Origin of the sequence: Flavobacterium sp. 83 (genome assembly GCF_000744835.1) — a bacterium.
GTDB lineage: Bacteria > Bacteroidota > Bacteroidia > Flavobacteriales > Flavobacteriaceae > Flavobacterium.
On the sequence record NZ_JQMS01000001.1, the window covers coordinates 1,695,795 to 1,711,593 of the forward strand.

Sequence of the window (15,799 nt, forward strand, 5' to 3'; positions counted from 1 at the left end):
CACCATGGAAATCGAGAAAAAAGACATACGATCCTTATCAAAAGAACAATTGCGAGACTTTTTTGTTGCTAATGGTGACAAAGCATTTCGTGGCAATCAAGTTTACGAATGGTTATGGAGCAAAGGCGCACACAGTTTTGAGGATATGACCAATGTTTCTAAAGGAACTAGAACCATGCTCGAAGCTAACTTTGTGATCAATCATATCAAAGTAGATACCATGCAACGCAGTGAAGATGGAACCGTCAAAAATGCTGTTCGTTTGCACGATGGTTTGGTGGTAGAGTCTGTTTTGATTCCTACAAATACTAGAACGACAGCCTGTGTTTCCAGTCAAGTAGGTTGTAGTTTAGATTGTAATTTTTGCGCTACAGCACGATTAAAAAGAATGCGAAATCTGGAACCGGCCGAAATCTACGATCAGGTAATTGCTATCGATAAAGAAAGTCGTTTGTATTACAATCATCCGCTGTCGAACATTGTTTTTATGGGAATGGGTGAACCACTTATGAATTACAACAATGTGTTGAAAGCAATAGAAATGATAACTTCTCCGGAAGGTTTGGGAATGTCTCCCAAACGAATTATGGTTTCGACTTCGGGAGTTCCTAAAATGATTAAGAAATTAGCGGATGATGAGGTGAAATTCAAATTAGCGGTTTCCTTACACTCAGCAATTGATGAAATTCGTTCTCGAATTATGCCGTTTAGTGAAAATTTTCCCTTGGCAGATTTACGCGAATCATTAGAATATTGGTATCGAAAAACCAAAAGTAAAATCTCCTACGAATATGTCGTTTGGAAAGATATTAACGACAATAAAGCTTCTATAGATGCCTTAGTGAAGTTTTGTAAATATGTACCATGTAAAGTCAATTTGATTGAATACAACCCAATTGATGATGGAGAATTCCAGCAAGCTTCCGAAGAATCAATTAATGCCTATATCAAAGCACTTGAGGCGGCAGGAATTGTTGTAAAAGTACGACGAAGCCGTGGGAAAGATATTGATGCCGCTTGTGGGCAACTGGCAAATAAAGAAGCATAAATATTTTATTTTCTAAAAATGCTCAAAAGAATGTAAGCATTTGTAAGATTGCAGGCTAAAATTGTATCTTTGAAATCTAAATGAATATTACTTCACAAATAAAACAGCCTATCTTCAACGAAATGGAACTTTTTGAAAAAAAGTTCTACGAATCGATGACTTCAAAAGTGGCTTTGTTGAATAGAATCACGTATTATATCGTTAATAGAAAAGGAAAACAAATGCGTCCCATGTTTGTTTTTCTGACAGCCAAAATGGTTTCTGGAGGAATTGTAAACGAAAGAACGTATCGTGGTGCCTGCGTCATCGAACTGATTCATACTGCTACATTAGTTCATGATGATGTTGTGGATGACAGCAATCGAAGAAGAGGTTTTTTCTCGATCAATGCACTTTGGAAAAATAAAATTGCCGTATTGGTCGGAGATTATTTGTTGTCCAAAGGATTGTTACTTTCTATAGACAATGGAGATTTTGACTTACTCCGCATTATTTCTGTCGCTGTACGCGAAATGAGTGAAGGCGAGTTACTACAAATAGAAAAAGCCCGAAGACTTGATATCACAGAAGAAGTATACTACGAAATCATTCGGAAAAAGACAGCAACTCTTATTGCTGCCTGCTGTGCGCTAGGTGCAAAATCTGTTATTGAAGATGAAGTTCAGGTAGAGAACATGCGTAAATTTGGAGAACTTATTGGAATGGCTTTTCAAATAAAAGATGATTTATTCGATTATACGGATGAAGCCATTGGAAAACCAACAGGGATTGACATCAAAGAACAAAAGATGACTTTGCCACTTATTCATGTTTTGAATACATGTACTTCCAAAGAAAAAAGCTGGTTGATTAATTCAATTAAAAACCATAATAAAGATAAAAAACGTGTGAAAGAGGTTATTGCTTTTGTAAAAGACAATAATGGTTTGCTTTATGCGGAAGAAAAAATGGTGGAATTCCAGCAAGAGGCACTTTTGCTTTTAGATAATTATCCTAATTCAGAGTTTAAAGATGCGCTTATTTTGATGGTGAATTACGTGATTGAAAGAAAAAAATAATTTTTTCTTAAAAAATTTTCTTTCATCAACCATTGATTTTACTTCTTTGTTTGCTTTTTCGAACTATAAAAAAACTTTTTTTTAAATTGCAATGCAACCTTTTTGCGTTGTCAATCGTCTATGCTAATAGAAACACTTTATAAATATTTTGAAAGTAATCAACTTACATCAGGAGGAAAATGAATTGATCCAGTTAGCTGTCGAAAGTAATCGGCAGGCGCAACAGAAGATTTATACCCAGTTTTCTCCAAAAATGTTAAGCGTTTGCCGCCAATACATAAAAGACATTCATCAGGCCGAAGATATCATGATTACTGCTTTTATGAAAGTGTTTACCAACTTGAAAAATTTTCAACACAAAGGAAGTTTTGAAGGTTGGATTAGAAGAATTATGGTGAACGAATGTATTTCTTTTATCAGGGTTCAAAAAAAGGTGAAATATATTGAAGATGAAGATTATTTTGAAGAAAGCTTCAATAACATAGAAAGCCAATTTTCAATTGATGACATTCAGTCTTTGATAGACAGCTTACCGGATGGTTATAAAATGGTTTTCAATTTATATGCTATCGAAGGATTCAAACATCAAGAAATCGCCAATATGTTGGGGATTAATGAAGGGACATCTAAATCGCAATTGTCACATGCCAGAAAAATGTTGCAAGGGCAGATTAATACCTTAAAAAATTACGATAATGGAACCGAATAAATTAGAAACGCAGTTCAAGGAGCAATTGAATTCTCGCGAAATCAAACCATCAGAAATGGCTTGGGACAAACTAGACGCAATGCTTACGGTTGCTGACCCGAGCAATAGCGAACAGGCGAAGCAAAAGCCAAAGAAAAAGTTTCCTTGGATTTATATTGCGGCAAGTGTATTAGGTTTTTTATTGATAGGAACAGTTTATTTTAATCAAAATGACAATCCAATTAAAAACCAGAAAAATGAGATTGTGAATCAAGATGCGGTTACTCCTAAAAGCACTGTAACTACTGCTATTGTTGTCAATCCGAAAATAGAAGAAGAAAAAAGTGTAGTTATTAATGTTGTCCAAAAAACAACTTCAAAAATAAATAAAACTACTCAGTTAAAAGAAGAATCATTAATCATTAAAAACAATTCAAATCAAAATCATGTAGCAGAAGTTTCAATCAGTAATCAAAAAACAGAACTACAATCAATCAAACAACAAACGAAAACTGTCCCAGTTGACGAACTGTTAGCAGTTGCCGGAAATCCTTCTATAAAGGAAAAACAATTAAATCAAAAACCAGTTGTGCACGTAAATGCAAGTAATTTACTCTCTCAAGTGGATGGAGAATTAGAGCTTTCCTTTCGAGAAAAAATAATCAATAAGGTAAGTAAGAATTACCAAACTGTGAAAGTAGCTTTAGCCAATCGCAACTTAGAATAAAAATCATCAATCATCATTAAAATCAAAACACTATGAGAAATTTTACCATTTACTTAGCACTATTATTATGTCTTTTAGCCAGTAAAATGCTTGGACAGGAAACATTTGAAAAACGGGCAAAAAATATCGCTTCAAAAATTGAAACTATTACAAAAGAAGAAAAAGCCGCCTTGAAAATTGAAGTTGAGGCCGTTAACAATCAATTAATTAATGGCACGATCTCCAGAGAAGCAGCTGAAAATAAAAAGAAAGCATTGGCAGAAGCCAGAGCAATCAATATAGAGTCGAGAGTAGCTCAGGAACAGGAAAATTTAAAAAATTTAGTTCAGGAAAAAGTGGACGGAAAAATTAAAGAGCAAGATTCTATAAGAAGATACAGTTTTAGTTTTCATAAAAACAGGGATAAACACAATGATAAGGATAGTATTCAAAGTGAAAAGAGAACAACTTCTCAATTTGTACTTGCAGCAGGTTTAAATAATTTAATTACGGATGGCAAGTTGGAGGATTCTGATTATAGGTTTCTAGGCTCTCATTTTTATGAATTGGGTATAACCTATAATAGCAGAATTTTAAAAAATGATAATCTTTTGCACGCAAAATATGGTTTGTCAATAATGTATAATAATTTGCGTCCTACGGAAAACCGAAGTTTTGTAATCAATGGAAATCAAACTAATTTAATTGTCAATGCTATCGATTTGAATGACTCCCGTTTTAGAAATGTATATTTAGTGGCGCCAGTTCACTTAGAATTTGATTTTTCAGGAAAAAAAATGAAAGAGGGGAAATCTTTTTTCAAAACGCACCAAAGTTTTCGTCTTGGAGTAGGTGGTTATGCAGGAATTAACTTAAAATCAAAACAAATTACCAAGTACGACGATACCGATCTAAAAGCTACAGAAAAAGTCAGAGGGGATTTTAATACTACTAATTTTATTTATGGTTTGAGTACTTATATTGGCTATAAAGAAACAAGTTTGTACTTAAAATATGATTTGAATCCCTTGTTTAAAGATAATGTAGTAAAGCAAAACAACGTTTCTTTAGGATTGCGTTTTGATTTCAATTAGATAGGCTGTAGCTAAATTTCATAGCCATTCTCCATTTTTATTTAAATTGATTATGGCTATGAATTTATATGTTAATGTAGTTATATGGTTTGTAGTATTTTTGCTTTATTTATTAAATCTACCAAATTTGTAACACCTAGTTTGATTAATAATCTTAACTTATATGTACTAATCGTTTTTTCGTCTAGTGAAAGTATTTTAGCAATTTGATGATTTTTTTTTCCGGCACTTAAATAACGTAAAACTTCTATTTCCCTATTAGAAAGTTTTCTATGTAACCTTTCACTTTTATTTTGTTTCGCTATTAATGAAAGATTTTTTTTTATGGTTTCATTCATAATAATCTTTCCTTTGTGGACTTGAACAATAGATTCACTTAAAGTTTCCAGCTGTTCGTTTTTATTGATATATCCTGAAACACCAGCTTTAATGGAATTTGCTGCATAAATTTGCTCTGAAAGGCCACAATAGATAATAATTTTTGTTTTTGGAAAATTTTTTAAAATTTTTTTGACCTCAAGAATACTTGAAAGTCCTTCTAATTCTAAATCTAAGATTAAAATATCAATTGGTTTATTTTGAAGTAGTTCTGATAACTTTGAAAAATTATTAACATTGGCTTCAATGGTAATCTCCGTGTGGTTTTTGAAATATGATTTTACGCTTTGATGGATTATGGGGTAATTATCTGCTACACATACTTTTATCATAGTATTTATTTAAGGAGTGATTATTCTTACGGTAATTTATTTTATTGAATGAATAAGGAAAAATAGAAACTAGATTTTTAATGGCAGGAATATTTTAATAGTTGTGCCTTCATTTTCTTTTGAAACAATAGTGAAAACGCCATTTGATTTTTTTATTATAATTTTGCTTAAAAAGAGCCCTAATCCTAATCCTTGTTGCTCTCTTTCTTCCCGATTAAATTGTTGAGCAGCACCTATTTTATTTAATTCCTGTTCACTGAAGCCAATGCCAAAATCCCTGATCACTAATTCATAATACTCATCATTGAACTGTTCTCCAGAAACAATAATGACTTTGTTATTTGAAGAGAATTTTAAGGCATTGTCTATTAATTCAAAAAATATATATTGCAAATGCCCTTGACTGATTTTAATCGTTGCTTTATCAATTTCAAAATTGATTCTTTTTTCTTGACCTTCATGAATTTTAAAAATTTTTTCTTTTGTTTTTAAAAATGCATTTAATATTTCAGAACTCGAATTAGTGTTAAATTCGATGGAGTTGTTTTTAAGATTTTGATAAAAAATTATATTTTGCATGGTTCTGTTTAGTCGCTCACCTGATATTTTAATCGATTCATAAAATGCGGATATTTCTTTTTTGTCTAATTTTTCTTGATTTTCCATTAGAAGCTCAATAGGTCCTAAAATTCCGTTTAGGGGTGTATTTATTTCATGTAAAAAAACCTTTTTTTCACCCAGATATAAATTACTATGAGAATTTTTTATTTTTTCAAATCGTTCTATCTTTGATTCTATAATAGATGTTAATTCTTTTATTTTGAATGGTTTAGCTATAAAATCATCAGCGCCGTCTAACAAACACTTTCTCATTAGATTGTTTTCCTTTTTTGCGGTCAAAAAAATAAAGGGTATTGAGTTCAAAGAATTAATATCTTTAATTATTTCAAATAATTTACTACCATCCATAACCGGCATCATTATATCACAGATAATTAAGTCTGGTGTCCAATATTCTAATAAGTCTAATGCTTCTTGTCCATTACATGCGGATTTGACCTTGTAATTCTGATAGATTAGCAGTTCGCTAATAGTTTCTCTTAAATTTAATTCGTCATCAACCAAGAGAATTTTAGTTTTGTTCATAAGGGAAAATTAATTTTATTGTTGTTCCAAAGTTTTCTTTGCTTTTCAATTCTATTTTACCGTTTAGAAGAACTGTAAATTGTTTAACAATTGCTAAACCCAGACCGGAACCAATTATGGTAGTTGTATTTGAAGCTCTAAAAAAAGAGGTGAAAAGATATTGAATTTCATCTTCGGGAATTCCAATTCCAAAATCAGTTACTTCTATTTCAATTTCGTTCTCTAAATAGGTTATGACTAAAAGTGGATTAGATTTACCGGTAGAGTATTTAAATGCATTGCTGATTAAATTTGTTAAAATATGGGTCAATAAAGTTTCATCAGTATGAAAAACTTGTTTTTTGCCCTTTATTTCTATTTGAATCTTTCCTTTTTCAATAGCTCCGTTAAAATAGGTGTCAACTAATGTTTTAATATATATATTAAGATTAATTTTTTTAATTTCTTTTTTAATCTTTTTAGATTCATACTTCCCAAAAATTAAAATATTATTCATTAATTCAGTCATTCGGTCTACTTCTTTTTTTATTCGTGAAGTAATGTTTTCTAAGGATTTGACTGTTTTCTCATCAAGATGATTTGTTTTAAGATCAATAAGTTCCGCATTAGAATAGATAACAGTCAACGGGGTTCTAAATTGATGTGATGCCATTGCGACAAATTTTGATTTCATTTCACTTAAATCTTTCTCTCTTTTAAGAGCAGTTTTGATTTCTTCTTCGGCTTTAATTCGCTTACTCACATCTCTGCTGGAAGTTTGAATTCCTACAACAATATTCTCCTCATTTAGAATATTTTTTGATGTGGTTTCTAACCAGATATAAGTGTTGTCTTTCTTTCTAAATCTATAAGTCAATGTTCTATGCTTAGAATCCGTAATAAATTTTTTATGAGAATCACGGATAAGCTTAAAATCGTCTGGATGGACAAAGTCAAAAGCTATTTTGTTAATCATTTCGTCAGGCTCATATCCTAAAATTTCTTTCATAGAATTTGAAACGTAGGTATAACTTCCATCAATATTATGTTGGCAAATTATATCAGTAGTATTATCAGCAATTAATCTAAATTTTTCTTTTGATAATTGTAATTGTCTCTCTTTTTCTTTAAGATCATTGACATTTATATTAGTTCCTAAGATTTTAATGGGTTTTCCAGTATTGTCTTTTTTTATTAATCCATTATATTTTATCCAGACGAACTGTCCGTTTTTGTGTTTCATTCTATAGACACCTTCGTAGCAGTCAGTACTATTTGAGATGTAATCTTCAAGTTCTTTTTCTACTCTGTCAATATCGTCCAAATGGATATTTTTTTTCCAGAAATCATAGGTGTGGTCTATTTCAATAGCATTATATCCAATCATTTTAGCCCAGTTAGAAGAAAATTTAGGAGTATACGTTTTTAAATCTAATTCCCAAATACCACGTTGGGAGTCTTTAATGTAAAAATTAAAATATTTCAGATCCGCGCCTAGTTTGGAGAAAATCTTATTTTGATTTATTCTGATTCCGATATTTTGAGCTAATAAATGCAGTGAAAGGATCACATCATGATCCCACTTTTTTTCATTATTACAACTTTCATACCCCATCCAGCCCCAAAACTCTGAGTTAGAGAATATAGGTGCTAACAAATAAGATTGGACATTGCGGTCCTCCATGATTTTTGAAAAAGACACATTATTACACTCTTTTACGAGACCGTATATGATTTCGTCATTGGATAATTTGGCGTACATTTCAGGAAATTCATTGAAGATTTCTCTTTTTAGATTTGAATTGTTCAGGAAAGTATCTATGCCATTATTACACCATTCGTAACAATAATTGATAGAATTTTGTTCTATTTTCAATATATAACATCGATCAACTTTATTACTTTCACCTAGCACTTCAATGCAATTATTTAGAGTAACTTCAATTGAAAGTCCTTTTAAAAGAAGATTGTTAGCAACAGAAATTCCCAATAAATGATTTTTCATTGTTGTGATAGTATGGGTTGTAAAAAAGTCGTTTTTTTATTTTTTTATTAGTATTTTTAATTCCTGATAAAAGTATTTTATTTAATTTTTTTAATAATTTTAATTACTGATAGTTTAAAATAAAATAAGGTTTGATTAAAATAGAAATTGGTAATTTAGTACAATGGGAAAACGCAAATTAAAAATAGTTTTAATCGAAGATGATTTAGCTTTAGGAAGCTCAATTTTAGAATTATTGATTCTGAGTGATTTTGAAGTAAAATGGCTAAAAGATGGCGGTGAAGCTTTACTGTATATACAAAAAAACATTCCTGATGTCATTATAAGTGATTTAATGATGCCTATTATGGGGGGTGAAGAACTGTTTTTAAAAATTAGAAAAATAAATAAATTTAAAACCATCCCGTTTATTATAATTACTGCTTATATGGACGATGATATAAAATTCAGACAGTTAGAAAATGGAGTAAATGATTTTATAATGAAACCTTTTAAAGTAAAGGAATTGATCTTTAAAATAAAAAATGTAATTGAACTTAAAAAAAATATTGAAAAAAAATATACTCCTGATCCATTTTCAAAAGTCACTATTAAATTATCTGAAAAAGATTTTTTGACCTCGTTAAATGAAGTTCTTGTAAAACATTTAAAATCAAAGATTGACATGAATGAATTGTCAAGTCAGCTTTTTATAAGTAAATCAACATTAGATAAAAGGGTGCGGAAGCTTACGAATAAAAATGCGAGTCAATACATAAGAGAGTTTAAATTAGAATATGCTATTAAGCTAATTGATTTAGGGGAAAGAAACATACAATACCTAGTTGATGAAACGGGATTCAACTCGTTTTCTTATTTTTCTACCAGCTTTAAATCCTATCTTAATGTAACTCCTCGAGATTATATAAAAGCAATCCAAAATGAAAAACAATCGTTGCTTTAAAAAATTTGTAAATATAAGCTCAATAAATAATTTGAAATCATAAAAAAAAACACTTTTAATAGAGTGTTTTTTTTATTATTTTAAATTATTGCTCTTTTTTTTTAAATCAAACGTAAAAGATAGATAAGCTCTAGGTAGATAGATTATTTTTCTTTAAAAAAAAGACAATGTTTGGAATTTTTAATGATTTAGTAACGAGAATTAAAATTAGGTACTCTAAATCTGTTGGGGATGATTTAAACGGATTCTTGAATAAAAATAGAAAACCGGTAATAGAAAATAATAAAGTTATGCTTTGTTTGTTTATTACTGCAATCGGATTAATCGTTGTTGTCTTTATTGTGGGAATTTCTCTTTAGCTAAGAATATAGAGTATGTGTATAATACTATTATAAGGGAAGGTTTAGTTTTTACGAAGAATAGGTGGTTTTTTTGGGATATAAATTATTAGTACTTTTTTTTAAGCTATAAATAAAAAAAAAGGTTAATATAATTTGACAATATATTTTTACAGAATGATTTGGGTTCTTCTTACCAGGCAGCTTGCTTAGATGTTTATTGGGGGCAATAAATTACAATTTAGTAGGGGTAAGCTGTTTTGGTAAGATTCTTTAAATCTAATTCAATCAGAAAGATATGATCACAAATTGCACAACTACACCAAAAATCGAAAAAGTTTTAGAGGAAAATTCACTCTTTATAATTTCAGAATCGAAAGCAATTTTTATAAATAATACTATCGAAATAAGTTTAAATCAAATTTCAAATAGTAGATTAATAAAAAATAGAGATTTAAGCCTTAATATTATAATGTTAGTATTTTCAGCCTTGCTATACTTAATAGAATTACCTTCATTGAATTTTGATGCTATATTTCAATGTTTAATTTTAGGACTAATCCTAATTTCTTTAATACTGGCGTTTTGCATAAAAAGCTATTCTTATAAGTTGTTGATAAACAAAAATAATTATGGTTTTAATGAAATAATCGTCAACAAAAAAAATCTCCACTTTGCGGGAATATTTATTTCTAAATTTCCAGACTCTACACTATTAAAAACCAAAGTTGAACAGGAATTTGATTATCAAAGCCTAAAAGAAGCATAGTTTGGTAGTTTTTTGTTAATGAATTGTTTATTAAATAAATATGGTAAGTTTATTAGTTGTCTATTTAGAATTTTTGGCTAATACTAATTGTGATTCAATGCTGTTTTTTAATTCTTTGAAAATAAATGGCTTTTTTAAGTACCCTTTAATTCCTAAAGCGTTACCTTTTTCTTGATCTTGCAGTTCTACTCTTGCAGTAAGAAAGATCACAGGGATATTAGAGTATTCAGAAATTTTGTGCTTTTCCATGAAACCATATCCGTCAAGAATAGGCATCATGATGTCACAAAGAATAAGATCTGGTATAAATTCCTCTACTTTTTCTAATCCTTCCATTCCGTCTTGAGCATCAAGGACATCATAACCTGCGTAGGAAAGTAATTCGCAGATAGTTTCTCTTAATCTTGCTTCATCGTCAATAATTAATATTTTAGCCATCGATTTTAATTATTTTATTAAAGGAAATGTCATGGTTACTTTTGAGCCTGTTCCTAATTCGCTTTCTAATGCAATTGTTCCTGAATTTTTTTCAGTGAATGTTTTAGCAATATACAATCCTAAACCGGTTCCTTGAAAACCATCGGTATTACTTGCTCTGAAAAAAGTGTTGAATAATTTCAGTTGGTCTTGCTTAGGAATTCCGATACCAAAATCAATTATTTCAAGGATAATTGTATCACTCGTTGAAGAAAGATTAAGAATTACCTCTTCAAATTTTTCAGAATATTTAAATGCATTATTTAAAATATTAAAAATGGCATATTCCATTAGCTTTTTATCAGCATTAACTGTGAAAGTTGAGCCATTAAAATTTGTAGTTACCATTGGAATATTTATGGTATTTAGATAATTGTTGTCAATTATTTCAAGACAAAACTCTTTCAAATCAAATAATGTAGGGTTGAAATTAGTCTTTCCGGAATCTTCTTTAGAAATGGTTAGTACAGCATTCATCAGCTCAACTATTCGATCGATCTCCTCAGTAATAATCGAAACTCGTTTTAGCAAGCGATTTCCGTTTACTACATTTTGATTTTCTAAATACATAGAGATTAATTCAGCGCTAGTTCTAATTGTAGTCATAGGTGTTCTGAATTCATGAGAAATTGTGGAGACTAAATTGATGCGTAATTCATTTAATTCTCGTTCTCTAATTAATGTGTTTTCTACAATTTTTTCGGTCTCTTTTCGCTGAGTTATATCTCGGGTATTTGATTGAAAACTTATAGGAATACCATTTTCTTTGACTAAAACAGCTTTGGTCTCAAACCAAAAATAGTTGCCATGCTTGTTTCTAAATCTAACTTGTACAGCAACATCTTCTACTTCAGTTACAAAACCATGAACGCTATTTTGTAGTGTTTCAATATCTTCTGGATGGACAAATTCTATAGGTAATTTACCAATTAACTCTTCAGGAGTATAACCCAACAGTTTTTCTATTGATGGAGAAACATATTGAAAACTAGTGTCTAAATTGTGCAAGCAAACTAAATCAATGGTATTATCAGCTAAAAGTCGATACATATTCTTCGCCTCATTTAACTGAATATTTTTATTCCTGTTGTTCTCATCTATTAATAATTTGTTTTCCTCTTCGATTTTTTTTCTTTCGGTAATGTCAATTATCTGGACTATATAATACTTGGTTTCATTCTCATGGTTTTTTGCTGACGAAACAGACATATGTACCCATATGATTGATTTATTTTTATGAATGTACCTTTTTTCGGAACTGAAGTTAGATATCTTTCTGGTGTCTAGTTGTTCTTTATAATACAAATCAATCGTCAAGTCTTCATAATGAGTGATTTCTTGGAATTTTAAGCATTTAATTTCTTGATTTGAATAACCAAGGATTTTACAAAGTCTTTCGTTTGTTTCTATAAAATATCCATCTAGATTAATCAAAGCCATTCCTACGGCCGAGTGTTCAAAAGCTCCTTTAAATTGTTCTTCGCTTTGCAGTAATTCATCTTTTAGTTTTTTCTCCTTCGTTATATCTTGCATGGCTCCAATCATTCGGATTGCCTTACCTTCATCGTTACGGATAATAACAGCCTTGTCTTTTACAAAGGCATAAGTACCATCTGATTTTAGATAACGGTATTCTTCTGTCCATCTGTAAACATCTGTATTTATGGCTTTTTCTGCAGATGCAAAATAGTCTTCTCTGTCATCTGGATGAATAAAATTCTCACATTCTTGCCCTGTTATAATGTTATTCTCAAATTGATGTCCAAAAAGAATAGAATAACTTTCTCCTACAAATATTTCATCCGTAATCATATTCCAATCCCAAAGCGCATCTGAAGTAGCTTTGCTAGAATACGTAAAACGCTCATTGCTGATTTTTAAGGAATCTTCTGCATTTTTTTGTGCAGTAATGTCATTAAAAGAGCATATTACATAGAGCAATTCATTAAGATTTCCAAATACAGGTATGGCATCAACCAATAACCAAACCAAATCATTATGCTTTGGACGATGCACACCCATGACAATATTGTTTATTGGCTTCAACTTTGCTATAGCCTGCGGAACAGGGTGTTCGTCGGGTTGGAAAGGTGAACCATCAATATGAATTACTTTCCACTGAGCATCAAAGGAGGTTTTACCGCGAAGTTGATCTTCGGTAAGGCCTAACATTTCGCAAGCTGCTATATTATTTTCTAAAATTTCTGATTGTGGTCCTTGAACTAAAATCCCAACAGCTACATTTTGGAGAATACTGGCAGTCAATTGTCGGTTTTTGAGAATTTCGTCTTGAATTTTTTTACTTTCAGTGATGTCAACACCAAAACCTATCATCATTTCAAGAGTGTCATCATTTCCAAAAACGGGAGTAAATTTTCGAGTGTGGTATGTTTTATTTTTATTTAGGCCTTCAATAGTATCCTCCCATTCTATAGTATTTCTAGATTCTAATGCTTGTAAAAACTTGATGCGCCTACTTTTTGCAAAAGCATCACTTCTACCGGTATGTTTCGCATATTCAAAATCGGTTTTTCCTAAAATGAATTTTCGTAGTTCATCATTTTTAATGGCAGCGGGATTTAAATAAGTATACCTATAGTTTTTATCAAAAACGGCTACGTCTGTGGGAAGCCTATCTAATATTTTTTCGTAAAATTCCCTTTGTTGCAATAGCTTCTGTTCGACCTCAATATGTTCAGTAATGTCTCTACAGCTTCCTATAAAAAATGGAGAGCCATTTCTTTGGGATAATTTCAAACGTGTTTCATGCCAAACATAGTGCCCTTCTTTATGTTGCATTCTATAGATCAATTCCCCTTCATTTTCTCCGGTTTTAATGACTCTATCTAAAAATGCAATGCAATTTTCTAAATCTTCAGGATGTAGAAAGTCAGCGTTGCTTTTGCCTAAAACATCTTTAATCTCGTGACCTAGATGTTTAGTCCAGTTATTTGAAACATAGCTAATTATTCCTTCTAGATTAATCTCGTAGATAATTTCATTTGAATTACCAATAAACAGTTGTAATTGATTTTCTTGCTGTTTGACTGTTTCTTGTAATTCCTTATTTTCAATATGTAATTGCAATAAAGATCGAATTTGTTGTACAGCATGATCCAAATATTTTAACTGTATTGAAGAAAGCTCTTTGGGCTTAGTATCCATAATGCAAATAGTTCCGATAACTAGATTTTCATTAAGACAGATTGGAAGCCCCGCAAAAAAATCTACTAAGTTTTCGGATTGATTATAAATGTCATTATTAATATCTGAAATGATTTTAATTTTATTTTGCTGAATAATAGTCTCATTAAACACTAATATATTAGGTGCGATAGGTATAAGATCTAAGCCTATTTTTGCTTTTACAGTTAGGCCAGTTAAATCAATTAATGATACAAAGACACAAGGGACTTCACATATTTCTGATACAAATAATAGAATACTATTGAATTCTTGCTGAAAATCTATAGTTTTTGAAAAATTTATTTTTTTTAATAAATGCATTTTTTTAAATTTATGTTATAACAACAAATTATTAGACTGATCAATGCTTTCATTTATGAAATCAGTAATGTTTTACGAAAAATAAAGAAAAAAATCGAGGTTAATGTACTGTAATTCAAATCTGTTAAGAGCAATTGAATAGTAAACTGAATCCAAAAAATTTCGGTAAATTTATAATTATTTTTTGATACTATTGAACTTGAAATAGTATCGGTCTCATTCTTTTTAAATTTTGTTTTTTACACTTTCATTATTGTAATATTTTATGTTATAATGTAAGCAGTTTTTTCTTGACATATGCTGCGTTTTTTCTTTTTTTAAGCGTGATGCTGTTTTCATTTGTTGTTGCTAGACTTGATCTAAATGTAATATTAACATAATATTATTTGGTATTCTTTTATAAGACTTTTAAGGATATTGGTTATTCGATTAAAATTGAGGCTTTGCACAATTCGTAATTTTTTTTATTAAATAAATTAATTATGAATACAATTTATTACCAAGTGCATTATGTGCCATAAAATAGGTTATCATTTTTGATTTGGCTTTTTGCCCTTAAAATTTAGTTGTAATATGTTTTTTACCTATTTTACTTTGTTCTTCTTTTTCGGATTTGTATTTCTTGATTCTATCAAACTTTAGTACTTAAATTTTCATTAATAGTAAGACTGTTTTATGTTTCCTTTTTTTCTTCATTATTTAGTTAGGGCAATAACACATAAGCCTTTAAGAGTATTTTTAATGCTATTTTAAATCTTTAGTACAATTTTTAGAGCAGTCAATAAAAACAGTACGTTTTTCTATGCAAAAGGCGACTTTTGTAACCTAACAATTTAAAAAATACAATTTAATCTAAAATGAAAAATTTTGAAAAAAAATTTGATGGTGATAGAAGTATTTCTATCATGGAATCAAATGTCGTTTTAAAAAATAATAATAAAGAAACAACCTTTAATTTCAGAGAAATTAAACAGATTAAAATTGAAAAGGTTAAAGTTTTTTCTTTTAAAATGATAATTTTTAATAGTATTTTATTTTCAGTATATTTTTTCTATGTGAAAAATAATTGTTTGAATCTTCCCTCTAATTTTGAACTCTTATTTTTTTTAGTATTTATGTTATTAACTTCTTTTTTTGTTAGAGAAAATAAATACCAAATACTAATTATGGATATAGATTTGAAATATTTTAAATACAAAATTTATAAGAAAGAGATGAATGATGCTAGATTTTTTATTACATCTGTGAAAAGTAAAATTGCTAAATAAATACTTTTATTTCTACTAAAGATAATTTGTCAGGTTAAACGTTGTAACTTTGAACTTCAAAAA

At 29.7% G+C, this 15,799-nt stretch carries 14 protein-coding genes; 9 read left to right on the forward strand and 5 right to left on the reverse strand.

Translation table 11 applies throughout. The features are described 5' to 3' along the window. The first annotated feature begins 4 nt into the window (after positions 1 to 4). The 5 genes from rlmN to T410_RS07485 all read left to right on the forward strand — a co-directional run bounded on the left by rlmN (position 5) and on the right by T410_RS07485 (position 4,594). Positions 5 to 1,048: a 23S rRNA (adenine(2503)-C(2))-methyltransferase RlmN gene (rlmN, locus tag T410_RS07465; RefSeq protein WP_035670102.1), complete on the forward strand. Its 1,044-nt coding sequence runs from the start codon at positions 5 to 7 to the stop codon at positions 1,046 to 1,048. Positions 1,049 to 1,128: 80 nt separating this feature from the next. After that, the gene (locus T410_RS07470; RefSeq protein ID WP_035670104.1) at positions 1,129 to 2,106 is read left to right on the forward strand and encodes a polyprenyl synthetase family protein; all 978 of its coding nucleotides are present in this window, start codon (positions 1,129 to 1,131) and stop codon (positions 2,104 to 2,106) included. A 148-nt stretch (positions 2,107 to 2,254) separates the two neighbouring features. Continuing rightward, positions 2,255 to 2,815, forward strand: coding sequence for an RNA polymerase sigma factor (locus T410_RS07475; RefSeq protein WP_035670106.1), 561 nt, complete (start codon positions 2,255 to 2,257; stop codon positions 2,813 to 2,815). Beyond that, on the forward strand, positions 2,802 to 3,521 hold the full coding sequence (locus tag T410_RS07480) for a hypothetical protein (protein WP_035670110.1): 720 nt from the start codon (positions 2,802 to 2,804) through the stop codon (positions 3,519 to 3,521). Before T410_RS07475 ends, T410_RS07480 begins: the two co-directional genes overlap by 14 nt. Positions 3,522 to 3,553: 32 nt before the next feature. Then, on the forward strand, positions 3,554 to 4,594 hold the full coding sequence (locus T410_RS07485) for a hypothetical protein (RefSeq protein ID WP_035670113.1): 1,041 nt from the start codon (positions 3,554 to 3,556) through the stop codon (positions 4,592 to 4,594). Between the two features lie 80 nt (positions 4,595 to 4,674). Here T410_RS07485 and T410_RS07490 read toward each other — a convergent pair whose 3' ends face one another. The 3 genes from T410_RS07490 to T410_RS07500 form a co-directional block, all read right to left on the reverse strand. After that, entirely contained in the window at positions 4,675 to 5,304 is a 630-nt protein-coding gene (locus T410_RS07490; RefSeq protein ID WP_035670116.1) for a response regulator transcription factor, read from the reverse strand. A 69-nt stretch (positions 5,305 to 5,373) separates the two neighbouring features. Continuing rightward, positions 5,374 to 6,450: a hybrid sensor histidine kinase/response regulator gene (locus T410_RS07495; RefSeq protein WP_035670119.1), complete on the reverse strand. Its 1,077-nt coding sequence runs from the start codon at positions 6,448 to 6,450 to the stop codon at positions 5,374 to 5,376. Next, on the reverse strand, positions 6,437 to 8,434 hold the full coding sequence (locus T410_RS07500) for a PAS domain-containing sensor histidine kinase (RefSeq protein WP_035670122.1): 1,998 nt from the start codon (positions 8,432 to 8,434) through the stop codon (positions 6,437 to 6,439). Before T410_RS07500 ends, T410_RS07495 begins: the two co-directional genes overlap by 14 nt. Positions 8,435 to 8,597: 163 nt before the next feature. Between T410_RS07500 and T410_RS07505 the strand changes: the two genes are divergently transcribed. The 3 genes from T410_RS07505 to T410_RS07515 all read left to right on the forward strand — a co-directional run bounded on the left by T410_RS07505 (position 8,598) and on the right by T410_RS07515 (position 10,484). Next, positions 8,598 to 9,377 (forward strand): response regulator, encoded by a 780-nt coding sequence (locus T410_RS07505; protein ID WP_035670123.1) that lies wholly within the window; start codon positions 8,598 to 8,600, stop codon positions 9,375 to 9,377. Positions 9,378 to 9,544: 167 nt separating this feature from the next. Then, a complete protein-coding gene (locus tag T410_RS07510; RefSeq protein ID WP_035670124.1) occupies positions 9,545 to 9,736 on the forward strand; it encodes a hypothetical protein in 192 nt (63 codons plus the stop codon). A gap of 277 nt (positions 9,737 to 10,013) precedes the next feature. Beyond that, positions 10,014 to 10,484 carry a hypothetical protein gene (locus tag T410_RS07515; RefSeq protein WP_035670125.1) on the forward strand — a complete coding sequence of 157 codons (471 nt, stop codon included), beginning with the start codon at positions 10,014 to 10,016 and terminating at the stop codon, positions 10,482 to 10,484. 60 nt (positions 10,485 to 10,544) lie between these two features. On the opposite strand, the gene T410_RS07520 is transcribed toward T410_RS07515, so the two are convergent. Continuing rightward, the gene (locus tag T410_RS07520; RefSeq protein ID WP_035670126.1) at positions 10,545 to 10,922 is read right to left on the reverse strand and encodes a response regulator transcription factor; all 378 of its coding nucleotides are present in this window, start codon (positions 10,920 to 10,922) and stop codon (positions 10,545 to 10,547) included. 9 nt (positions 10,923 to 10,931) lie between these two features. Beyond that, positions 10,932 to 14,468 (reverse strand): PAS domain S-box protein, encoded by a 3,537-nt coding sequence (locus tag T410_RS07525; protein ID WP_035670127.1) that lies wholly within the window; start codon positions 14,466 to 14,468, stop codon positions 10,932 to 10,934. A gap of 857 nt (positions 14,469 to 15,325) precedes the next feature. Between T410_RS07525 and T410_RS07530 the strand changes: the two genes are divergently transcribed. Further along, positions 15,326 to 15,736, forward strand: coding sequence for a hypothetical protein (locus T410_RS07530; RefSeq protein WP_035670130.1), 411 nt, complete (start codon positions 15,326 to 15,328; stop codon positions 15,734 to 15,736). Positions 15,737 to 15,799 lie beyond the last annotated feature (63 nt).